Consider the following 22,490-nt stretch of genomic DNA (forward strand, 5'->3'; position numbering starts at 1 on the left):
CTTTTTCTAATCACTCTTGGTCGAATGATCGGATCAGGGAACGAGCATTTAGTTCCTTTTGGGAGCTAAATTCTTATCCGAAGCTCAGGTTACTTAATGCGGGAAGCGAAGTGATTGTATTAGACAACCTGTCTAATTCAAGTATCGAAGCACTAAACCGTGTCGAGCGCATTACCGGTAAATCGGTCACATTCTACCAAGGCGATATTCTCAATAAGGCCTTACTGCAGAAAGTCTTTAGCGACCATAACATCGATGCCGTTATCCACTTTGCTGGATTAAAGGCCGTCGGCGAGTCAGTAGCTAAGCCACTGAAATACTATGAGAATAACGTGACTGGCACCTTAATTCTTTGCCAAGTGATGGCAGAGTTTAAGGTGAAAAATCTCGTCTTTAGTTCCTCGGCAACTGTGTATGGTGATCCTGCTAGCCTGCCCATTACCGAAGATTTTCCAACGGGTGCCACTAACCCCTATGGTCAATCTAAATTGATGGTTGAGCATATTCTGGCGGATTTACACCATAGCGACCCAAGTTGGAATATCGCTCGTTTACGTTACTTCAACCCCGTTGGTGCCCATGCCAGTGGTTTGATTGGCGAAGATCCTAACGATATTCCGAATAACTTGATGCCATTTATAGCCCAAGTCGCCGTGGGTAAACGCGAGGCCCTCAGTGTGTTCGGCAATGATTACCCAACCCACGATGGAACTGGCGTTCGTGATTATATCCATGTGGTGGATTTAGCCATTGGTCACCTTAAAGCCCTTGAGAAACTCGCCACAAAACCGGGGCTTGTCACCTACAATCTAGGTACAGGCCAAGGTTACAGCGTGCTCGATATGGTTAAAGCCTTCGAGAAAGCCTGTGGTAAATCGATTGCCTATCAGATTGCACCACGCCGCCCAGGAGATATTGCCGCCTGTTATGCAAACCCTGAGCATGCTAGAACCGATTTGGGCTGGCAGGCGACCCATAGTATTGAGGATATGGCCAATAGCAGTTGGCATTGGCAATCAACCAATCCCAATGGTTATAAAAGCTAATCATCTAAATGGCTTGTGGTAATTCCCAAGCCATTTTTCTTCTCGATTAATAAAGATTGTTATCCATTAAACACCTATGACAGAAAGCATTAATCACAGTCGCCGTAGTCTCTTTAGTCGCCGAAAGTCCTTGGCGATTAGGCCGCCTTGGGTGCGCGAGGGGGTAGAATTTACCGATATCTGTACTCGCTGCTCAGCCTGTATCACCGCCTGTGAAACTAAGATAATTTTCAAAGGTGATGGCGGCTTCCCTGAAGTCTCGTTTAAGGACAATGAATGCACTTTTTGTACTCAATGCGCCACTGTCTGTCCTGAGCAAAAGTTGTTTGATTTGACCCAAACGCCATGGCAACACATCGCGGCTATTCAAGATAACTGCTTAACCTTTCAAGGTATTTGGTGCCAAAGTTGTAAGGATGCTTGTGAGCCCCGCGCCATCAGTTTCACCCTAAGTGTAGGCAAAGCGCCTATGCCGAAAATTGATACAAGCCTATGTACGGGTTGTGGCGCCTGTGTCGCTCCGTGCCCAAATCAAGCGATTAGTATTAAGCAAGCAGAATAGCCATTGAGCGCCCTAGGCTTGTCCCTGTATTTACGTTAGTATTTCATTCCCAATGTATTAGGTTTCTCATCACCATGTTTGGCAAAAATCTCCTGTTTACCCGCAAATCGTCCCCCGCGCTCAGTTTTATTGCTAAAGGCACTAGGCTGACTGGCAATATTGAATTTGCTGGCGATGTGTTGATTGGTGGTGAAGTTCAAGGTCAAATACTGTCACAGGCGAATGTGATTGTTGAGCAAACGGGAAGTCTTCACTGCGAGGTAAAGTGTCGAGAATTAATTATTGATGGTTATTTCAAAGGCCGATTGATTTGCGAGCGCTTAGTCATCCAAGCACATGGGATTGTCGACGGTGATGTTGCTTGTACTTCAATGCAAGTCAATGAAGGCGGCCAGTTTATTGGTTTAAGGATTAAGGAAGATCACCAGACAATCCACGCACATAGCCTGCCCTCTGCAACATCGACAAACGTATTGTTATCGCAGAGTCAAAATGACTAATCCACATTTCAGCCCATAAAAGAGCGAGGGTGTGTCGACGTTTAGAGATTAACCTTTATTTGCGCCGCTAAATTCTAGCCTACGTCACGCGAGTGATGTGTCGTTGTTCCAACCAACTACGAGCGACTCTGATGAAGATGATGAGCTCGCTAAATTACTCCTCCAGCCCAAAATCGCCTAAATAAACACCATACAATCCAATGACTAGCATCGTTGGTTAACCAATTGTTAAATTAAAGATTGAGATCACAGTTAAGCCGTACGACAACTGCTAACCTAATCCACCAACAATGCATTTTGTGCATACGGTTTGCTGCTTAATCAATGGTATCGATATGCTTAGGCAAAACTGTGTGACTGCAGACTCAGACTCATCGCAAGGCGAGACCAAATGAGCAATCAATTACTAAAACAAATCTGCGAACTTGATGTATTCACCTTACTTGTATTTAAAAGTATTTTTGATAACGGACATGCAAATAGTGCCGCCAAAGCGTTAAATGTGTCGGCTCCCAAAATTAGCCGCTGTCTCAATGCGCTACGGTTAACATTTAATGATGAACTATTTTATCGGCGCCAACAGGGGCTCAAACCCACACCTCTTGCTGAAAGTCTGTATGTCGCTATTTGCCAATTCACCGATTCGGTTTATCACCTAGAACAATCTGCAATGCAGCTGCAAAATGCAGCGAGTCACGTTGAATTACCGCTCCATATAGCCGCAAGTAATGGATTATTAAGTTTCTTAGCACCACAGCTCAGCTCACCCGATGTGATAAGTGAATTAGGCCAAATAAGACTACACAAGTGGCAAGACAATAGTGCGGAACTGATACATGCAGGTGAATTAGATTTTGGGATCACAATAGAGCCGACCGAATCCAAAGAGCTTAGTGTTACACGCTTAGGCTGTATTTCAAATGTCTATGTCGTTGCCTCGAAACATCATTCCCTTTGGGAAAGCCAACTTGAAATCAGCCTTGAGCACATATGCCGTTATTCATTTCTATGCATTGAACTGAAGGGCTTTAACAGCAGAATTGACCCACTAGAACTGTTCTGTCAGCGCCAAGGGCTGTTGTTACCCTCGATTGAAAGAGTCACGGATCGGGAAGAATGGTATGCCCACCTTCTCACCATGCAAAGTGTGGCATTTTGTTCGAGTATTGATATGCATACCGTAAAACATATGCCGGGATTAAAACTAGCGCCGCTTCCCATCGCAGAGTTACATCGTCTACATGAAACGATTATGCCACCACAGTATTTTCTCGTAGAAAAGCCACGAAGCCATCGACGCTACAGTCAAACACAATGCGAACTTGTCGTCAGTTCATTATTAACCGCCCTCACGCCTTTCAATACGCGAGTCAGTCAATAATCCCCAAAAGCATGGATGCTTGTGCCACTATTTACAAAAGCTTCAATTGTTAAATTTAAGTAAATACAGCGCATTCTCCCTCTGTACACTATGATTCTCAATAGTTGTTTTTGTTTTATTTTTCACTGTAAAAAAGCATTTGATAAATGTTTCATCAGTATCTTTAAGTAAAATTAATTGAAAATTAATCTCAACAAATTGTTAAAAACAAAAATAACATTCTGCAATCCATATCTCACTTTTACCGTCAGATTCTAATTTGCGAAATACTTAATTTCACATTTTAGAATTTCCATTTTGGTGTGTTAAATCACTGTTCACATATCAGATACAAACTTGCAAATACCCCTTTATAAGTAGATTGTTCGACCTATAGTAGAGTCACTGCACACGCAGTCTTATAGAAAGAAAAAGGGACGCGATGATGAAAAACTACAATAAATCTCTACTGGCACTAGCTCTCACTAGTGCCTTGTGTTTAACCGCCTGCGGGGACGGAGAAGACGGGCAAGATGGTGCACCCGGCACGCCCGGAACACCTGGTACCCCTGGAACACCGGGTACGCCTGGTACACCAGGGTTACCCGCTGGTTCTTTTGCTAAAACCGCAGAATCTATAACCGATCTGAAATTTACTCTTAGCCCAGCTGATATCAAAGTCACCAGCAGCGAAGGCTTCAGTGTTAAGTTCAGCTTAACCGGAAAGAGCGCAGGCAAAGATGTTCCTTTTATGGGACTCGATAAAATTGCGATCTACTCTTTAACGGCAAATGACAATACGTCAGGCACTGGTGCGCCAATTCAATGGCAAAACAATGCTACGGCAAACAAAGCGGGTAGCTCATTAACTTGTACTCTAAACGGCCTTAACGGTACTAAGAATGCTTGTAAATTAACTGAAGATACAGCAAACCCTGGTACATACACTGCCACTTGGACTTACGATGGTGCTGCACCGATCATTAATCCAAATGATAACCCTAATGCAGTACACAGAGTATTTTTACGCGCATACAATATCGCCAATAGCCAAGGCGTTGCCTTAGCAGATAAAGTACTTTCAGTACCTGTTGATTTTATCCCAGCGACCGATGAGTTAGCCGCATCAGGCAAAGACACAGTATCGAGTGCAGCATGTAAAAACTGTCACGGTGAAACTGATGGCCATATCGCTAAGATCGAAGCTCACCATAATTATCAAGACGTTAAAAACTGCGTAACTTGCCATAACCCAGATCTAGTACCCAGTGACGCTAACCTTGCAGCAGGTCTGATTTTTGATTTCCCTGCAATGATCCACCGGATCCACTCTGGTGCAGAAAACGCAGCGAACTTCGATTTAACCAATAAAACTGCTAAAGAGTGGAGCGAGATTGGATTCCCATCTGATCTTAAAGAATGTACTTCTTGCCACACAACTGAACAACCTAGCTATAACACCGTTTACGCACAGGCTTGCGTGGGCTGCCATATGACAGTCAACTTCGCAACTGGCGAAAATCACTCTGAGTTTGGTTTAGCACAAGCGGATGACACTCAATGTAACTCTTGTCATGGCGCAGGTAACTTATCTCCAGCAGTGGTTCACAGTGTGGGTAAACGTGCTGAATACGCTTCACTGATGAAAGTGGATTTCACTACTCCTACAGTTGCACCATCTGCAACTGTCGGCATGAAAACCATTACCTTTAAAGCTAACATCACCATTAACGGTGCACCGGTTGCAGATGGTACATCACTGAAAACCTATAACGCGACTTCAAACCCAACAGGTATGTTAGCCGCTAACGGTTTACTACTTGGTAATGTGGCGACAGATGGTACAGTGTACTCATGGAGAGAAGTAATTGATCCTGCAACAAACAAAACCTACTCCATAAAATTAGAAAACGGTACTCTATCTGGTGGAGTGTTAACCATTGTTAAAGATGTTCCAGATGCGCAAGCAACTGGCACGATCTACGTTGGTTCTGAAGCCAACTTCTGCGCTAAAGCCGGCAAAGTCGTCAGCTGTAATACAACAGGTCTAGAATATGGCCCAACAAGCCCAATTGGTAACACCTCTCCAGTGAAATTCTTCAACTTAGATGGTGGTACCGCAGCAACAGCTCGTATGAGCGACCCAGCTCGTATCACTGTAGCTGAAGCGAAATGTAACGCTTGTCATGGCACCTTAGACTACGCCAAAGGTTATAGACATGGTGTTTACACCTTCGATCAATGTATGAACTGCCACAACGATACAACTGGCGCATCAGGCCATGGTCAAACAGGCTATAAAGGTGCTGATGGCAAGTTAGTTGTCACTCCTGAAGTGACATTCAACAACAAAGACCTGTTCACTGTTGCTCACCGTTTCCACAGCGGTAACTTCGGTGTAGTGGAAGGTATCTTCCGTGATGCTAATGGTGCGTTATTCGGTTATCCATCACCAGAAACAGATTGCACAGCGTGCCATAAAGACGGCGCAAAACTGTTCGCAACTGACGGTGGTTTAACTTCAGGCAAACGTTCTATCAAAGTGGGTAGTAACTACATTAGCCCAGTGGCTGAATCCTGCCGTACCTGTCACGCTCACTCAGATGCTGCAGCTGTAGCTCACTTCGTAAGTAACGGTGCAACAGTAGAAGGAGTTAATGCAACGACATCTTCTAACCTACCAGTAGAATCATGCGCGACCTGCCATGCTGAAGGTAAAACTTATGGCATAGATAAGGTACACGCAGAGGTAGCACACTAGTACTAGTACCTTTGGGTTGCCCCCTGCACAACCCAAACTTCCTCTCTGCAACTTATTGGGGCTCCATCGGGGCCCCTTTTTTATCAGTAGTGTTAATTTGTTGTAGCATCGATTTGCGTCGAACTCTGCGCGATGCGTTGCCTTAACAGTTTAATAAATTCCCGCGGCTCACGATCTAAACTGTCATGGGGAATATAAAGATGATAGCCAAGGTGAGTGTTGAGCATCACGCAGCGATGTCCAAACATCGCCAATACGCCGCGGTATCTGTCACCATCAACCACCAAAGGGCTAAATTCAGCACCAAGATAAGTTTCTAAGGTCGCTAAATCTTCTTGCTGTGATGCGGCGGTAACCAGTAACGGCCGCTGCTCAGTCAATAATCCCGCTGCAAGCCGTAATGAAATATTATCGAGTATCGGATTTAACTGCTTTAGCTTAATACCAATATAGGAAAGCTCAATAGTATCAACTCCCTGAGTCACCCTTGGAATGTCAACCCGCTGAATATTATCCCAGTTTATCGACACCTTGCCGCGGCGATGAAAATAAGTCAGCCCCTGCTCATCCATAGTCAATGTTGTGTCAGGCTCGAAAACCTTTGCAAGGCCCAATATCAATGCGATCGCACCCAAGCTGAAAAACACTAAGCCCACTGCAAATAGCTCAGGTAGTATCACAAACAAGCCAAAGCCCAACACAAAGGCACAGGCACCTACAATAGTTAAAGTCAAACCATTACGTTTAGAGAGTGGACGAACCGAGACAATATCAGACTCTAAGGCCATATTTTTATTCCTGTTTTACCCAAAGCCATAAACGGCCAATGTATTCATGTAGCGCACGTTGCGAGGCGAGTAAGTTATCCGCAGTAAAACGCCAATAAAAATCGTCTCTGGCCCTAAAATCCGTCGGCGCCGCACTTGCGGTTAATCCTTTACCACTAAAAATGGCCATCGCCCGTGGCATATGGGAGGCCGAGGTGACTAATCGCACAGGCTGATTGCCAAAGCGCTCTTTAAAATAGTGCGCTTCTTCAAGGGTGTCGCGCGCGAGCGGAAATTCAATAATACGTGACACATCGATGCCAAGTTCAACCGCAGCCTTGGCCATGACTTCAGCGTGGGGATGTTGGGTTAGCTCGCCGCCCCAACCACTAACGACTAAACTACAATCTTGACCTAACTTAAGCTGCCGAAGCCCTTCCGTTAATCTTGCCAATGCCACAGCCGATAGAGACTGTACCGCCGTAGCACCTTCAATATCCGAGTGAGCAGAACCCAGCACCATCACCACACAGATATCCGCAATGGGAGTGGAATTAATGGGATATTGGGTCTCAAGCGGTTTCACGAGATAATCGACACTAAATTGACTGCTTAATAACAGTAGAAGGGTAAAAGCACCGCCAATCGCCCATTTTGCTAACCGCGGTTTGCGCCAAATAAACAAAGATAGCAGCAATAACAACAGGATAAATGGAACAGGCATAATTGCCTGAGAGACAACTTTCTTAATCCAAAACATGCGCTAGCGCCCAATAATCCAAAGGAGCGCAATCATAACATCAAAAGAAAGCAAAACGCATCGCCGAGGCGATGCGTTGTCACGAGTGAAAACTAAGGTTACTGGGTTATTTTTCCCATAACCACGCTGCGCCACGCACACCTGAAGAACAACCATAAAGATTCTGTACAACCGGTGTTCGGCATTCGCGCCCTACAACATAATGGCTTAATAATGCAGGTAATCTTGGGTAAATAGCCTCAATATTGGACATGCCGCCACCTAACACAATCGCATCTGGGTCAAGTAGATTAATCACATGGGCCAGTGAGCGCGCGAGTCTATCCATGTAACGGTCAAAGGCCAATATAGCTATCTCATCTCCATCGTCGACTAAGCTCATGATCTCTGAACCAGATTTAGCGGGCACACGTTGGACGCTTGCTGCGCGACTGAGCGCCTCATTGTAATCACGAACAAAGCCAGTGCCCGAAATAAAGGTTTCGATACAATCAGGATTACCGCAAAAACAACGGGTAGTATTAAACTCCTCCTTGGTCATCCACGGCAGCGGATTATGGCCCCATTCGCCACCAATGCCATTACCACCCGCATGCACTTTACCGTTAATGGCCACACCCGCGCCGCAGCCCGTGCCAATGATCACCCCAAACACCACAGATTTACCCGCAGCAGCACCATCGACGGCTTCAGATACCGCAAAACAGTTGGCATCGTTAGCAACCCGCACTTCACGGCCGAGCAGCTCCCCTAAATGCACATCCAAGGGATGACCGTTGATCCAAGTCGAGTTGGCATTTTTGACTAATCCTGAATAGGGAGAAATGACTCCCGGGATCCCCACGCCAACAGAGCCTTTTTCACCTAAGGTCGCTTCCGCCTCATTCACTAAATCGACGATCGCGTTAAGCGTGCCCTGATAATCCCGAGGGGTATTGATACGCTTACGAAAAACCTCATTTCCTTCGTCATTTAAGGCGACGAGTTCTATTTTTGTGCCGCCTAAATCGATGCCCATGCGTATCATGAATAAGCTTCTCCGCTATTGTTCTGCCAAGGAGTCCGCGCAGACTCGCTTGTGATTGCTCGTTATTTTGCCCAGCCAGGCGCTGTGGCAATAAAATAAGGGTTTAATATGTCAGGTTTTTGATTGTAGGTTAAGGGTAAACCTGAGTCATAACACACGACTTTTCCGCCTGCGCTTTCAAGTACCGCCTGCGCTGCCGCAGTGTCCCATTCGCTGGTAGGCCCCAATCTTGGATAGAGATCGGCCTTACCTTCTGCCAGCATACAAAACTTCAGCGAGCTTCCTACGCTTAACATTTCATGCTGGCCAATATTGTTCAAATAATCAGCCACATCAGGGCTTAAGTGCGAACGACTGCCCACCACTATCGGCACCTGTCTTGGTATCTTACAGCCCTGAAGCGGCTGTTCTTGCTGCCCATCCTGTCGCCAGGCACCTAAGTGTTTCGCCCCATAATAAGTCGTGTTCAACACTGGAGCATAAACCACACCCGCGATAGCTTCGCCTCGATGAATGAGCGCTATATTGACGGTAAACTCACCATTTCGCTTAATAAATTCCTTCGTGCCATCTAAAGGATCGATAAGCCAGTAGGTCTGCCATTGCTCACGTTCATCCCAAGGAATATCGGCGGCTTCTTCTGACATTACAGCAATGCCCGCAAATTGCTCAGCTAATTGAGTGACTATCACCCTATGGGCTGCAAGATCGGCAGCAGTGACAGGACTATCATCACTCTTTTGTGTAACAGCAATATGCTCTTGGGCGTAAATCGCCATAATGGCATCACCTGCCGCATGGGCTATATTCACTAGCCGCAACAAGTCCGCTTTAGAAAAATGCAGCGCAATTGTGGTGTTATCGGTCACTTAGTCGTCCTTTATTCAATCAGCTTTGCGGCATTATGCCATCGGCAGCCATTGAGAATTAAGAACAAATTCGTCATACATCAAGCAAAATTGACTAAGCGGGCTTAAACACCAAAGCTTAAGTCCTCAGCAACAGGCTTTAATTTTAAATAAGTCGAGTCTAAGCCAAGCAAGATACGCTGAAAAGAGTCATTCCCTAGGCTGCATTCGTATTCACCGCCTTGAAAACAAACCACATAGGATTGGAATACTGGCAAAGGCAATCCGCTTGCCTGTGAGTAACAAAAAACGGCATCTGTTTAGGGTTTTGCACCTTGTGTTATAAGGGTGTTAAGCATGCAGTTAAGTTGCACTCGCCAATCCTGCCAAACTTCAGGACATTGCATAGCGGCAAGATGGTGCTTATCCAGCGTCTGTCGCAGTTTATCGCTATTAAGCGCGCTGTAAGTCGGCCTTTGTGCCAGCACATTGCCTTTCTCAAGCGCTTTGGCGGCATAACTGAGGCTATCGATAGCAACAACAGGCACGGCTTTATCTAATAACTTAAGAGCCAACGCTTGCTGCTGAATTTCAGCAGCAAATTCATACCAACTGCATTGCCCCTGCCCAGCGTAATGGAATCGCCCCGACTCGCCCGTTAGCATCAGTTGCCAGATAAGCGACGCGAGGGCATCGACCCACGTAGGTGAGCCGATTTGATCGTCAATCACCAAGAGCGGCTGAGCATCGGGCGTGGCGGCCATCAACCTCAGCATAGTTTTCACAAAATTATGCCCATCGACACCGTAAAGCCATGCGGTACGGATAACAATCGCGCGCTCACCCAAGATACGCAGCACCGCTTGCTCTCCGGCAAGCTTACTCTTGCCATAAACCGATATTGGCGAAGGTGTCACAGATTCACTTAAGGCATTGGCCTCAACGCTCGCAAGCAGACTGCTAAACACATAATCACTGGAAATATGTACAAACCGTGCGCCCGTGAGCGCACATTCGGTTGCCAATAATTCTGGGCCGAGGCTATTGACGCGATAAGCCTCATCCACCGCTATCTCAGCCTTGTCGACCGCATTATAGGCCGCACAGTTAATCACCCAGTCGGGCTTAACCTGCGCAAACACCTCCGCCACACTGTATTTATCGCTGATATCTAAGGCAGCATGCGTAAGCGGATGGAGATTAAATGCTAATCCACCATTGAGATGCGTTCGGATTAATGCTTTTGCTAGTTGGCTGTGCGCGCCAGTTAAGAGCACTGTTGGTCGCGCGGGAGTGACATCCTGCATTGATTGACTCAAGCGCCTCAGATTACTTCATCGCGAAAGAGCGGTATAAAATCAGCAACAGTTTGATGCCCCCGCAGAGTCAAAAAGTCTAACAGCGCCATGGGCGAGCGATTAAGCAGCTTATCCTTTGGATAATCAACCGCATTGATAATGCTTAAGGCGCGATCAAATCCACCAAGGCTAAATGCCACATGGGAATCAGACCCCATGACTAAGGTTGCACCTAACGCTTTCGCCGCCTTGGCTATCGCGGTGCAGTTGGCTTCACTGCCCTTGCGAGACACTTCAAAGGAGGAATTATTAATTTCAAGTGCAACCCCATATTGGGCGGCAGCGGTGACGACAGCTTCAATATCAATGGGATATGCGGGGTTTCCTGGGTGAGTAATAATATCGACCTTGCCACTTTTAATGGCATTAATCATCGCCTCGGTATGGGTTGCCTTATCTGAGGGCGCAAACACAGGTTCATGGAATCCCGCCAAGACGATATCGAGCTGCGACAGATAATCGCCAAAGTAATCGATTTCACCGTCGCGATTTTTAATATTGGCTTCAATGCCGCGTAAAATCCCGACACCATCGACCATGCGTGGCAATACCCGTAAATTAACGAAATGCCAAAAATGCGGCGCATCCGCCATGGCAGGGCCATGATCTGTCGTCGCAAACAGGCGGATCCCCTTTTGTTTTGCCACCGCAAGATAATCATGGATAGTGCTATAGGCATGGGAGGATGCCACGGTATGGGTATGGGTATCGACTGGGTACTGCATGGGTCACCTCTGTCTTTTAACTCGCATTTTAAAAAGAATTTTTAAGCATCAATCTGTTACCGCTCTGCTTGTACAAGAGTCGCCAAGTCAACGACCACAGGCAGTGATATGCAACAATGCCTTAGTGGAATAAAGAGAGCAGTTCATCGGCACTACCTTGCCATGCGCCACTGCCCTTACCTTCAAGAATACTATCGGCTAAACCTTGTTTATGCTGCTGCATCTCTTGGATTTTTTCTTCCACCGTCCCCTCGGCGATAAGCTTATAGACAAACACCGGATTTTCTTGGCCAATACGGTGTGCTCTATCAGTGGCTTGCCTTTCGGCCGCAGGATTCCACCAAGGATCGTAATGGATAACCGTATCGGCAGCGGTCAAATTAAGCCCAGTTCCGCCCGCCTTTAAGCTAATTAAAAACACTGGCGTATCGCCTTCTTGGAATTGATCAATCTGCACCTGACGTAGCCGAGTTTGCCCTGTCAGTTTGCTGTAGTCGATCTCTAAGGATTGCAGCAATTCTTCAATCAAAATCAGCATGCTAGTAAATTGGCTGAAGATTAAAATTTTGCGTCCTTCCTGCACCATTTCCGGCAAGTTTTGGCTAAGCCAGTTAAGCTTGGCGTTATTTTTAACTTTTTGTGCCTGTTCGAGTTTTACTAATCGCGGATCGCAGCAGGCTTGACGCAATTTGAGTAGCGCGTCTAAAAACTCGATATGGCTGCCCGCCACGCCTTGGCTTGCAAACAATTCTCGAATTTTTTTCTCCATACTTAAGCGAATACTCTCGTACAGATTGCGTTGATCTTTCTCAAGCTCAAGAGTTTGATAAATTTCGGTTTTAGGCGGAAGTTCAGTCACTACCTCCGCCTTCGTTCGTCTGAGCACAAAGGGCGCAATGCGTTGACTCAACACTTTTGCCTGCTCGCTATCGCCGTAACGCTCAATCCGATAACGAAATGCCTTATTAAAATAAGCCGTTGTCCCAAGGAGTCCTGGCAAACAAAAATCCATTAAGGATTTGAGTTCACCTAAATGATTTTCAAGGGGCGTCCCCGTAAGGCAGAGTTTAAAAGGCGCCTGCAGCGCTTTAATCATCTGACTGACTTTAGCTTGAGCATTTTTAATCTGCTGTGCTTCATCAAGCACTATGTGCTCAAAAGGTTGTGCCTGGTAAAAATCGTTATCCCTCACCATTAACGGATAGGTAGTAACAACCACATCAAACTCACTTAACCGTGCCAAAAGCGGCCCGCGCTGTGCGCCATGGATCACCGCCAGTGTTAACGAAGGCGCAAATTTTGCCGCCTCCTTTGCCCAGTTCCCGACCAAACTGGTGGGGCAGATAATTAAACTGGGTAGATGAGGGCCAGCCGCGGACTTAAGCTGTTTTTGCTTCAACAGGAATGCCAAAGTTTGAATGGTTTTACCCAATCCCATATCGTCGGCTAAAATGCCACCTAGTTGATATTCCTTTAAAAAACATAACCAATTTAAGCCCTGTTGCTGATAGGGACGCAGCTCTGCCTGTAATTGGGTTGGCGCAGTAACCGCAACAACACCAGTAAATTGTTCTAATTTGGCCGCAAGTTGGCGCACCCGCTCACCATTGAGCAAGCTGATATCACTCTGGGCTAACTCATTGAGTAAATGTGCCCGATATTTAGGTAAGGCGATACTGTTGCCGCGGTGCTGTTCAAACAGCTCTAAAATAATGCTCATCAAGGGTTTGATAACACTGGCTTTAATTTTAAGCCACTCACCATTTGGGCTAGGTAGCAATAGCTCGGCATCATCGGCGGGCTCACCATGTTGTTTAAGCCAAGTGGCCACCAGCGGCAACATGGGTAACCGCTGACCATTGATATCCGCATGCAAAGACAGGGAAAACCAGCCCTCTTTACTGTCATCCAGCTCAACGGTTAACGGCGCGTCGACTACCTTAAGGCTAAACTCGGGCGCCAATAACACCTCAACACCTTGGGCTTGTAATCTTGGGACGTCTTCATCGATAAAGTGCAGCCACTCCCGAATCGCCTCGGGCAACACACCTAAGCGCCAGTGGCAGGCTAAACTGCTAAGATCAAATACAAAACGAGTAAATCCAAGCGTTTGCAGAGCCTCAACCGCCGTTTGCTCTTCGTCCAACGCACGGTTAATTTGATAGGTTGTTCCGCCTTGGGTCACAAGGGTTAAGGCTTCTTTAGCTGCATTACCACTCAAAACGACATCACCGTAGATAAATGCCAAGGTCACATAGGGCTGATTGATATCAACAGCTTGAATATGTGGCGTTGTTGTCTTGAGTTGGGTCGTATTAGGTAGAGTAGCATTGGCATGAGTCGATACCGCCGAAAGCATATTTAGGCTCAACCGAACCCGAAGTTTATCCCGTAGTTCGACAAAATTGATGGCACTTGGTAGCGGCACTGTGCGCGCTGAAAAATGTTTAATCAGTTTATGACTCACCACCTCAACCTGCGTGCGAGGCACGGGTGGCATTTGGCTGAGTAGGCGCAATTTTTCAATACTGATATCAGTGTCGATAAGACCAATTTGAAAGTAATCGAGTTCGATATAATACGCAGGCTCGGTTGGCACAAGCTCCCAATTATCTCGCTTGGGCAAAACAAGGCGCATTTGCTTGTGTTCACTATCAATATCTTGCCAAATAAACTGTGGCGTAATGGCATCGCCCGCGGTCAATGCGAGGCGACTTTCCTCCCAAAAACAACGTTCGGTCGCGAGCATTTTCTCGAGCGCAACCGCACCTAACTGCGCCTTAAGATAGAGCCGCGATGCACCATGGCGCCTCGTAGACATTATCAGATTGATGATCAGCACATCCTCGGCACCAATCCATGCAGGCATATAATATTGCACATCCGAGAGTGCAATTTTGGAACCCTTGTTATAACCGCCCTTCTTCCCAACCTTGCCGCGCCTAAGCTCGATAAACACCCCATTATCGTCCTTTGAGAGGATATACAGCACCCGATCATCGTAGAGGGACTCAACATCATTCAAACGAGGATCATCGGCATCATCGAGTAGATGTAACCATTGGGCGATGCGTTGATCCTCAACCGTTTTATCGGTGAGCAAGCTATACAGTACCGCAGCCATATGCTTGCAATGTCCCGTGGCGGGACAAGAGCAAAAACCGTTCATGATGAGCTTATGATTGACGCTGACTAAACGTATATCTTGACGATAGGGCGAGGTTTCACTGCCCGCTACCGAGCCTTCAATATGGCGAAAATCGGCATTGGCTTTTGCGCTTAACACCTTCCCCTGCATCACATAATCACGGGCACGCATCAAGGTCGGCGGCGTGAATAAGGACTCAATTGCCGTTTGAGTCAATTGAATGGGCTCTTGGGGGGGAAAGCGATTCATCAGCAAAACCTTGAAACTCAAAAATACCTTTACGGACAATAAACCACGATTGTCAAAGGCATTTATCAACGTGTAAGGGGGAATTGTATTGAAACCGGATAGGGAAAGCCAGAAGACGAATCACTTACGTGAGCGGGATATATCCCCGCAGACCATTCCTGCGGGGATGTGCCAACTAAAGTCACCTCAACTTAGGCTTGACGACGCTTATCAGCAATATAGCGATCAACCAATTTTTCTAAAATATCTAAGGGAACAGCGCCATTTTTAAGCAGCACATCGTGAAAATCGCGCAAATCAAATTTGTCCCCAAGAGCTTGTTTCGACTTTTCCCGCAGTTCGAGGATCTTCATCATCCCCACCTTATAGGCTGTCGCTTGGCCGGGCATCACAATATAACGCTCAATTTCAGCGGTCACATCGCGATCTGACATTCCAGTATTTTTCTTCATATAGTCAATGGCTTGTTCCCGTGTCCAACGACTATGGTGAATACCTGTATCAACAACAAGGCGCACAGCTCTAAACAACTCCGCCTGCAAACGACCAATATTATCGAAGGGATCTTGTTGGAAACCGAGTTCCCAAGCTAAACGCTCACTATAGAGTGCCCAGCCTTCAATATAAGCGGTAAAAGGCGCCATCTTACGAATAAGTGGTTGCCCTTCAAGTTCCATTGCAACTGCAACCTGAAAATGATGTCCGGGGATCCCCTCATGGTAGGCTAAGGTACGCATACCGTATTTAGGTGTTGCTTTGATATCAAAGAGGTTGGCATAAAAACGTCCTGGGCGGCTGCCGTCAATCGCCGGTTGCTGATAATAAGCGCCAGGAGCCGTTTTCTCTTTAAATTCAGGAATACGCACCACTTCCATTCCCGCCTTTGGACGGATACGAAATGCGTTGTCGAGTCCGGCATTGATCTCGTCGAGGATTTTTTGATAATCCACTAGGATCTGCGCTCTGCCAGCATCGGTGTCTTCATAGTAAAATTTAGGATCGGCGGCCAAGGCCTCAATCGCCACCGAAAATCCTTGGCTTATATCGTACCCTTGTGCTGACAAGATGGTCATGATTTCACCTTGGATACGGCTCACCTCGGCCAAGCCTTTAGCATGGATCTCATCGGCGGTGTAATTTGTCGTAGTAAAGAACTTCAACAGCTGTTCATAGGCTACATTCCCGTTAGGCAAAGCCCAATAACCATCATCCGTGCCTGCTTTAGTCTGTAACTCAGTAAAATAATCAATGAAGAGTCGATACGCTGGCTGCACGTAAGCTTCAATATTGGTTTTTGCGGTGGCAAGCAAACACGCCTGTTCATCGCTGCTAATCTGAGTTTCTGCTAATTTGGTTTTAAGGGAGCTGTAGAGAATATTGTCTTCAACTGGCACACTGATAAAGTCATTCATTTCAGTAAGCACCCGCTCAATCACAAACTTAGGCGGAATAATGCCCTTAGCTTCACGAAGTTTGAGCCCTTCTAAGGTTTGCCCAAACTTAGTCTTCACCGCAATTAAGCGCGAGAGGTAATTTTCAGCATCATCAACCGAATGGATTTGATGCTGCGCCTGCATAAAGCTTGGGTAACCATTTTGCACACCAAACAACTGATTCACCGGATAGTTATGATAGCGATAGGGTTCGGCCGCGAGGGCAAAATCCGCCAGATACAATGCAATATCCTTCGAAATACGCTGATTATCATCGAGATCTGCGTCTTGGTAACTCAGTAATGTGTCTCTTAACGCACGGACTTGAGTAAAGGTTTTGTCCATGGCTTCAGGGCTATCATCGTCGAGCAGGGCGTTATGCCCCGTAATCCCAACAGATTCTAAAAATCCTAAGGATGTTAACGTCTCAGGACTTTCAAAGGCCATTTTTACGACGCTTCTATCTAAAAATGCGCGAAAGAAAAATGGCTTTTTGGCAAACCATTCATGGGCGGCAACTGCCATCAACAATAGCAATATGGCTAAAATGCCAAGCCCAATGCGTTTTAATACCGTTTTCAATATTGATGCTCCACAGGTCATTATTGTCAAAGTTCGATGGGAAAACTTCCCAATACGGAAAACAATACCACCATCACAAATAAGCAACAATTTAATAACGTAACGAAAAGTGACAAATAAATAAGCCACCTTCTAAATGTTTAGCACCACTTTTTATAGTGCGAGTAAACTTACAGGAATAATTATTTCAATCTGGCTTCAGTGACACAATCAAACACTATCCATATGAATAAAAACAATAAAAAATTATCCTCATCAAATGTTTGAACTAAAAACCCCTAATAGATATGCCCTAGTTAAAAATAAAGCTATACAAAAAGTGGGAGTATGCTATTCTGCGTCCTGGCCTGTGAGTCAGACCTATTTATAAGCAATATTATGTATTTGAAAACCTTCGCTGCACCCGGTATTTGTTTGCTGTCATGAAGCTTTCCACTCATAACTTATCATCAATGTAAATAATTCTATTTCTGGCTAATTTCACGCATTGTTGCGAATTATTTTTTTGAAAATTTTGGAGACATTCATGTCTAAAACTACTGGTGTAGTAAAATGGTTTAACGAAGACAAAGGTTTTGGTTTTATTTCCCCTGATAACGGTGGCGCTGACGCATTCGTTCACTTCCGCGCAATCGTATCTGATGGCTTTAAAACCCTTGCTGAAGGTCAAAAGGTTTCTTACGAAGTCGAACAAGGCCAAAAAGGCCCTCAAGCTGCGAACGTTGTTGTTCTGTAATTAACTTCCCGCAAGGGATTAATTAACAACAAGTTTACAGACAAAATGCCGACTCAGTGTCGGCATTTTTTATTGGTGCGTTTTATCCTATTGATTGATGTTCTCATTAAACCAACTAGCCCTGCAGTAATTTCGCTTCTGCATTTTCTACTCTTCTCGGTTTGCCGACGATGAGGAGAATATCCCCCGCTCGAAATACCCAATCCGATGCAGGATGCTCAATTTCTTGACCATTACGACGTATAGCCCTCAACTCTACCCGCAGTGATTCCCAATCAATATCCGCCACGTGCTTACCAACGGCATTTGCACCGCGGTGCAGCAGCACTGCATGCAAAGATTCTAAAGTGAAATCCGTCTCTGTACCCGAGAAAAAGCCATGTAAAAATTGATAATGATTACGCCGCTCCGACTCTAACCGCTTGAGGATCCGCGCTAATGGCACTCCGCATTGATGCAAAACCTGCGAAACTAACATCAAACTTCCTTCTAAGGTTTCTGGGATGACTTGATTGGCCCCCGCCTTTTGCAATAAGTCTAACTCGCTATCATCGCGGGTTCTGACCAAAATGTTAGCTTCAGGAGCCAGTTGCCGGCATAAGGGTAAGGCGTCTTCTAAACTGCGGGAGTCGCTAAAGGTGATCACTATCATTTTGGCATGCTTAATACCAATCTGTTTGAGAATGGCCCGCTTACACACATCACCAAAGTAAATAGGCTCCCCAGCTCGACGCGCCTCAGAAACCCTTGTGGGATCAAGATCGAGCACCAAATAAGGCACGGCTTCGGTCTTTAAAAAACGCGCAATGGTTTGCCCTACGCGCCCATACCCCAAAATCACCACTAAATCATGGTCGTCGGATACCACGGGGACGACATCATCTACATGCGCTGACTGGCGGATCCCCAATAACCACTTTGCAATATCCACACTGTGACGCACCAACCAAGGGGCGATACTCATCGATAATACCGCCACCATTACCAGCATCGTACTGATCTCATTACTCAGTAACCCATAGCTAACGGCGAGCGCGAGTACCACAAAACTAAATTCCCCTACCTGCGCCAAGCTTAAGGCTGTGCTAATCGCAATCCTAAAGGGCTCACCCACTAAGCGTAATAATCCATGGATAATAAGTGCCTTACCAAACACAACTGCGAGCAGAACCAATAGAATTTGCCACCAAAACTGAATAACCAATCCAAAATCTAGCATCATGCCGATAGAAATAAAAAATAGCCCCATTAATAGATCGCGAAAGGGGCGAATATCCGCCTCTAGCTGGCGACGATATTGACTCTCACCAAGCAGCATCCCCGCCATAAATGCCCCTAAGGCCATTGATAATCCTAACCACTGGGTAAATGCGCCCGTGACCAAGGCGACCACTAATGTTGAAAGAACAAAGAGTTCATTTGAGCGCGACCTTGCCACCTCATCAAACAGCCTGGGTAAAGCCCACTTCCCCAAAGCCATTAAGAAAAAGAAGGCGAGAATCCCCTTGAGTAACGCCCAAGCGATAGAGGCTAACATTAAGGGTTCATCACTCTGTCCGAGTAATGGCAGTAGAATCAGCAGCGGCACTACCGCTAAATCCTGAAATAACAGTACACTGACAGATAATTCGCCATGACGACGCCTCAGCCAGCCCTGCTCATTGAGCAGTTTAAGCACGATGGCGGTAGATGAAAGCGCAATTGCAGCGCCGATAACGAGGGATTCAATCCAATTCAACCCACAGGCTAACGCCACTAGCATAGTCAAGACAGTGGTGACGAGCACCTGTGCACTGCCTAAACCAAACACGGTTCTGCGCATCGCCCATAAGCGGGGTACCGAAAACTCGAGCCCTAGGGTAAACATCAACAGCACTACCCCAAGCTCGGCGACAGACTGCATTTGCTGCTGAGTAAACCAATGAAAGCCACTCGGCCCACTGAGTACTCCTGTTAACAAATACGCCAAAATCGCTGGCAAACCGATACGCCTAAGTAGCGCAATCGCAACGATCGCAATGACTAACATCAGCAGAATTTGAATCAAGAAACCATGTTCCATAGACGCACTAGCTCCTGTCAAATTACTGGCATGTTAAAAATTATAACGATGAGCTTTAAGCTTAACTGAGTGACATATAAAGACAAATCTAATTATTAAATATAACGGCACACATATTGCTTAACTAAGGTAACAGTTTTTATCGCCATTTCATTTGCTGGGGTAATCATAATGGACTTTGGCTTAGCGACCACGTTATATCCCGATGAATATAACTATCAAACAGAGGCATATAGCCCGACATCCGCGCCGCTGGATCTCGTACAAGTTATCCAGCAACTGCATGCTAGTTTAGATCCGCGGACAGTCTTTGCCTGCTACGGCAAAGTGCTGGGACAACATCTGCCGATTCAAGGGGTTCGACTACAATCTGAGCAATATAAATTAAGCTGGGGTAAACGTTATGGGATTAGCCTTAAACGGCAGATCATTTGCGGCGGGACACCAGTTACACTGCAGTATCAACTGTTAACGCCACTAACGCCCTCACAGAGCATCAGCTTGCAAGAAATAGAGCCGCTCTTGTTACAACCATTGCTGAATGCCATGCAGTACCAAGAAATGTCGATGCAGGCGATGTTTGACTCCCTAACGGGTCTTGGAAATCGTCACTATTACAGCCAAAGCCTGAAAAACGCGGTGGCCAGGGCTCACAGAAAACAGGGAACGGTGTCACTTATTGTGTTGGATTTGGATAATTTTAAGCAGCTTAACGATAAGTATGGTCACAAATGCGGTGACTATATTTTGAAGGAGTTTGGTGACATTATCCGTAGCTGTATCCGTAGTACAGATCAGGCTTTCCGCATCGGCGGCGATGAGTTTGTGGTCATAGTACAAGGTAATATTCATGCCGCGGGTTTACTGTGTGAGCGTATCGTCACTGCAACCAATGCCAATACCAGCTTCCATCAATTTGGCGTGAGCAGTAGCCTTGGGGCGGCTGAGGCGAGCGACACGATGGAAGCCGAACAACTCTATGAGCAGGCTGATAAAACTTTGTATCAAGCCAAAGCCTCGGGGCGTAATTGCTACAAGTTAAGCCCGGCCCAACTGTCTTAATCGAGCATGGATGCTGCTCACTGGCGATAAAGCATGGCAAATAGACTTTGCTATCCGATCGCATTCCCATCAAACTTAAGCCCGATATCATCCCCTTGGGCACAAAATGCCTTTTCGACCCAGAGACCAAAGGCCATCACCAGCTTATCGTTGTAGAACACGAATCCTACATCAGTACGTAACCATGGCGGCACAGCGCATTCCTGCCATAACTTTTTCAGCTCGCGTCCCTTATCTCGAAAATGTGGCTGACAGCGAAATTGCCCCGGCAAGCCATAACGTAGACTCACCACTTCATCGGCGTTAGGTAAACGTAGCCGAGGGCCTGTGGTCACCAACGCAAATGGCACAATCTTGTCTTCAACCATTGCTGATGCTTGAGTCAATAAGGTCAGAATCTCTTGATGTAGGTCGCGCGCTGTAATGTGGGGCGCAGTAGATAGGGTTTCTCCACTATCCAGATAAAGCATCCCGGCAAAGCGGCGCAGTACACAGTCATTAATGCGGATATGGACCTTAGCATCCTCTTTAGCGTGGATTAATTGCTGCAACATTTGCTGCAACTGCACGTAGGATGGCAGTGAAAACCCTTGGGACTCAATAAAGCCCCGCAGCAGTATCCCTTGCCATTCAATCGGTTGCGCTGCCAATTCAGTCAGCTTGAGTACAGTTTGCTCAGTAACAGCCGCCTTGGTTAACAGCTGAGGTAAACGCTCACTGACCTCAGTTTCTACTATGGCTTGCTGCTCGGCACAAAGCTGGGCACTGCGACTGGCGGTGCTGGCGATACTTGGCCAGCGCGCCTTTAGGCGTGGGATAATCTCGAGGCGAAGAAAGTTACGATCGTACTTATCATCTTGATTACTCTCATCGTCGATATGGACTAAATGTTGCGCTTTAGCAAAGGCTTCAATCATCTCGCGGCTAATATCAAGCAAAGGGCGCACTTGTAAGCACGAACCTTTACCTGCTAATGAGAGCGGCTGAATATGCCCCATGGCCGCTAACCCCTTAGGGCCTTGACCGCGTTTTAGGGCTAACAGAATTGTCTCGAGTTGATCATCTTCATGGTGAGCGGTTAGTAAGATATCCTGCGGACTAAGATACGCTAAAATCGCCTGATAACGCGCTTTTCGCGCTGCAGCCTCAACGCTCACCCGAGGACCAAGCTCGAGTTGCACCCGTTCTACCGTCACAGGTAAACCATACAGGGCCGCGCGTTCTTGACAATGCTTGGCCCAAGCATCGGCATTGGGGCTCAAGCCATGGTGTACATAAATCAATTGATAGCGTAAATCAGGACGCTGTTTAGCATATTCACTTAAGCCGTAGGCGAGCACTTCGGAATCGACTCCGCCACTGTAAGCGAGGACTAACTTGCTCCCCGCTTGAAAGGGTAAGCTATCTAAAAATCGCGCTATATGAACACTCAAATCCTGCGCAGCCATCCTCTTCCCCACTCAAAAACAACAGAAACCTAAGCTTGGTTCGACTTAAGGCAGAT

The 22,490-nt window shown here is 46.4% G+C and carries 18 protein-coding genes; 7 read left to right on the forward strand and 11 right to left on the reverse strand.

Annotated elements, in window-relative coordinates; genetic code table 11:
* The first annotated feature begins 32 nt into the window (after window positions 1-32).
* From galE to FJD32_RS14935, 5 genes are all read left to right on the forward strand, one after another.
* Window positions 33-1,046, forward strand: coding sequence for a UDP-glucose 4-epimerase GalE (gene galE / locus FJD32_RS14915; RefSeq protein WP_140906871.1), 1,014 nt, complete (start codon window positions 33-35; stop codon window positions 1,044-1,046).
* A 76-nt stretch (window positions 1,047-1,122) separates the two neighbouring features.
* Window positions 1,123-1,608: a ferredoxin-type protein NapF gene (gene napF / locus FJD32_RS14920; protein WP_047539189.1), complete on the forward strand. Its 486-nt coding sequence runs from the start codon at window positions 1,123-1,125 to the stop codon at window positions 1,606-1,608.
* Window positions 1,609-1,682: 74 nt separating this feature from the next.
* Window positions 1,683-2,108 carry a polymer-forming cytoskeletal protein gene (locus FJD32_RS14925; RefSeq protein WP_047539190.1) on the forward strand — a complete coding sequence of 142 codons (426 nt, stop codon included), beginning with the start codon at window positions 1,683-1,685 and terminating at the stop codon, window positions 2,106-2,108.
* A gap of 391 nt (window positions 2,109-2,499) precedes the next feature.
* On the forward strand, window positions 2,500-3,489 hold the full coding sequence (locus FJD32_RS14930) for a LysR family transcriptional regulator (protein WP_037430852.1): 990 nt from the start codon (window positions 2,500-2,502) through the stop codon (window positions 3,487-3,489).
* 421 nt (window positions 3,490-3,910) lie between these two features.
* Complete coding sequence (locus FJD32_RS14935) at window positions 3,911-6,229, forward strand: OmcA/MtrC family decaheme c-type cytochrome (RefSeq protein ID WP_088585810.1); 2,319 nt, start codon at window positions 3,911-3,913, stop codon at window positions 6,227-6,229.
* Window positions 6,230-6,321: 92 nt separating this feature from the next.
* Here FJD32_RS14935 and FJD32_RS14940 read toward each other — a convergent pair whose 3' ends face one another.
* The 9 genes from FJD32_RS14940 to FJD32_RS14980 form a co-directional block, all read right to left on the reverse strand.
* Complete coding sequence (locus tag FJD32_RS14940; protein ID WP_037416799.1) at window positions 6,322-7,017, reverse strand: DUF2982 domain-containing protein; 696 nt, start codon at window positions 7,015-7,017, stop codon at window positions 6,322-6,324.
* Between the two features lie 4 nt (window positions 7,018-7,021).
* Window positions 7,022-7,756 (reverse strand): YdcF family protein, encoded by a 735-nt coding sequence (locus FJD32_RS14945; protein WP_088585811.1) that lies wholly within the window; start codon window positions 7,754-7,756, stop codon window positions 7,022-7,024.
* A gap of 106 nt (window positions 7,757-7,862) precedes the next feature.
* A complete protein-coding gene (gene mak, locus FJD32_RS14950; RefSeq protein WP_088585812.1) occupies window positions 7,863-8,783 on the reverse strand; it encodes a fructokinase in 921 nt (306 codons plus the stop codon).
* A 62-nt stretch (window positions 8,784-8,845) separates the two neighbouring features.
* Window positions 8,846-9,652, reverse strand: coding sequence for a 3'(2'),5'-bisphosphate nucleotidase CysQ (gene cysQ, locus FJD32_RS14955; protein WP_088585813.1), 807 nt, complete (start codon window positions 9,650-9,652; stop codon window positions 8,846-8,848).
* A 104-nt stretch (window positions 9,653-9,756) separates the two neighbouring features.
* The gene (locus FJD32_RS14960; RefSeq protein WP_181159795.1) at window positions 9,757-9,909 is read right to left on the reverse strand and encodes a hypothetical protein; all 153 of its coding nucleotides are present in this window, start codon (window positions 9,907-9,909) and stop codon (window positions 9,757-9,759) included.
* Between the two features lie 42 nt (window positions 9,910-9,951).
* The gene (rfbD, locus tag FJD32_RS14965; RefSeq protein WP_088585814.1) at window positions 9,952-10,938 is read right to left on the reverse strand and encodes a dTDP-4-dehydrorhamnose reductase; all 987 of its coding nucleotides are present in this window, start codon (window positions 10,936-10,938) and stop codon (window positions 9,952-9,954) included.
* Window positions 10,939-10,955: 17 nt separating this feature from the next.
* On the reverse strand, window positions 10,956-11,714 hold the full coding sequence (locus FJD32_RS14970) for a phosphatase (RefSeq protein ID WP_088585815.1): 759 nt from the start codon (window positions 11,712-11,714) through the stop codon (window positions 10,956-10,958).
* Window positions 11,715-11,835: 121 nt separating this feature from the next.
* The gene (locus FJD32_RS14975; protein ID WP_088585816.1) at window positions 11,836-15,111 is read right to left on the reverse strand and encodes a DEAD/DEAH box helicase; all 3,276 of its coding nucleotides are present in this window, start codon (window positions 15,109-15,111) and stop codon (window positions 11,836-11,838) included.
* A 191-nt stretch (window positions 15,112-15,302) separates the two neighbouring features.
* Window positions 15,303-17,126: a DUF885 domain-containing protein gene (locus tag FJD32_RS14980; RefSeq protein ID WP_088585817.1), complete on the reverse strand. Its 1,824-nt coding sequence runs from the start codon at window positions 17,124-17,126 to the stop codon at window positions 15,303-15,305.
* Window positions 17,127-17,652: 526 nt separating this feature from the next.
* On the opposite strand from FJD32_RS14980, the gene FJD32_RS14985 reads away from it, so the two are divergent.
* Window positions 17,653-17,862 carry a cold-shock protein gene (locus tag FJD32_RS14985; protein ID WP_011071803.1) on the forward strand — a complete coding sequence of 70 codons (210 nt, stop codon included), beginning with the start codon at window positions 17,653-17,655 and terminating at the stop codon, window positions 17,860-17,862.
* A gap of 115 nt (window positions 17,863-17,977) precedes the next feature.
* Here FJD32_RS14985 and FJD32_RS14990 read toward each other — a convergent pair whose 3' ends face one another.
* Window positions 17,978-19,924 (reverse strand): monovalent cation:proton antiporter family protein, encoded by a 1,947-nt coding sequence (locus tag FJD32_RS14990; protein WP_088585818.1) that lies wholly within the window; start codon window positions 19,922-19,924, stop codon window positions 17,978-17,980.
* A 171-nt stretch (window positions 19,925-20,095) separates the two neighbouring features.
* Between FJD32_RS14990 and FJD32_RS14995 the strand changes: the two genes are divergently transcribed.
* Window positions 20,096-20,986, forward strand: a complete 891-nt coding sequence (locus FJD32_RS14995; RefSeq protein ID WP_088585819.1) for a GGDEF domain-containing protein — start codon at window positions 20,096-20,098, stop codon at window positions 20,984-20,986.
* Between the two features lie 50 nt (window positions 20,987-21,036).
* On the opposite strand, the gene tilS is transcribed toward FJD32_RS14995, so the two are convergent.
* Window positions 21,037-22,434 (reverse strand): tRNA lysidine(34) synthetase TilS, encoded by a 1,398-nt coding sequence (tilS, locus tag FJD32_RS15000; RefSeq protein WP_088585820.1) that lies wholly within the window; start codon window positions 22,432-22,434, stop codon window positions 21,037-21,039.
* Between the last annotated feature and the right edge of the window lie 56 nt (window positions 22,435-22,490).

Source organism: Shewanella sp. LC6, assembly GCF_006385735.2.
Lineage (GTDB): Bacteria > Pseudomonadota > Gammaproteobacteria > Enterobacterales > Shewanellaceae > Shewanella > Shewanella xiamenensis.

Coding starts and splice junctions, on each gene's coding strand:
- FJD32_RS14930 (WP_037430852.1), top strand. CDS start 2,500: ATGAGCAATCAATTACTAAAACAAATCTGCGAACTTGATGTATTCACC.
- FJD32_RS14995 (WP_088585819.1), top strand. CDS start 20,096: ATGGACTTTGGCTTAGCGACCACGTTATATCCCGATGAATATAACTAT.
- FJD32_RS14985 (WP_011071803.1), top strand. CDS start 17,653: ATGTCTAAAACTACTGGTGTAGTAAAATGGTTTAACGAAGACAAAGGT.
- FJD32_RS14975 (WP_088585816.1), bottom strand. CDS start 15,111: ATGAATCGCTTTCCCCCCCAAGAGCCCATTCAATTGACTCAAACGGCA.
- FJD32_RS14925 (WP_047539190.1), top strand. CDS start 1,683: ATGTTTGGCAAAAATCTCCTGTTTACCCGCAAATCGTCCCCCGCGCTC.
- napF (WP_047539189.1), top strand. CDS start 1,123: ATGACAGAAAGCATTAATCACAGTCGCCGTAGTCTCTTTAGTCGCCGA.
- FJD32_RS14945 (WP_088585811.1), bottom strand. CDS start 7,756: ATGTTTTGGATTAAGAAAGTTGTCTCTCAGGCAATTATGCCTGTTCCA.
- FJD32_RS14940 (WP_037416799.1), bottom strand. CDS start 7,017: ATGGCCTTAGAGTCTGATATTGTCTCGGTTCGTCCACTCTCTAAACGT.
- FJD32_RS14970 (WP_088585815.1), bottom strand. CDS start 11,714: ATGCAGTACCCAGTCGATACCCATACCCATACCGTGGCATCCTCCCAT.
- FJD32_RS14935 (WP_088585810.1), top strand. CDS start 3,911: ATGATGAAAAACTACAATAAATCTCTACTGGCACTAGCTCTCACTAGT.
- rfbD (WP_088585814.1), bottom strand. CDS start 10,938: ATGCAGGATGTCACTCCCGCGCGACCAACAGTGCTCTTAACTGGCGCG.
- FJD32_RS14990 (WP_088585818.1), bottom strand. CDS start 19,924: ATGGAACATGGTTTCTTGATTCAAATTCTGCTGATGTTAGTCATTGCG.
- tilS (WP_088585820.1), bottom strand. CDS start 22,434: ATGGCTGCGCAGGATTTGAGTGTTCATATAGCGCGATTTTTAGATAGC.
- mak (WP_088585812.1), bottom strand. CDS start 8,783: ATGATACGCATGGGCATCGATTTAGGCGGCACAAAAATAGAACTCGTC.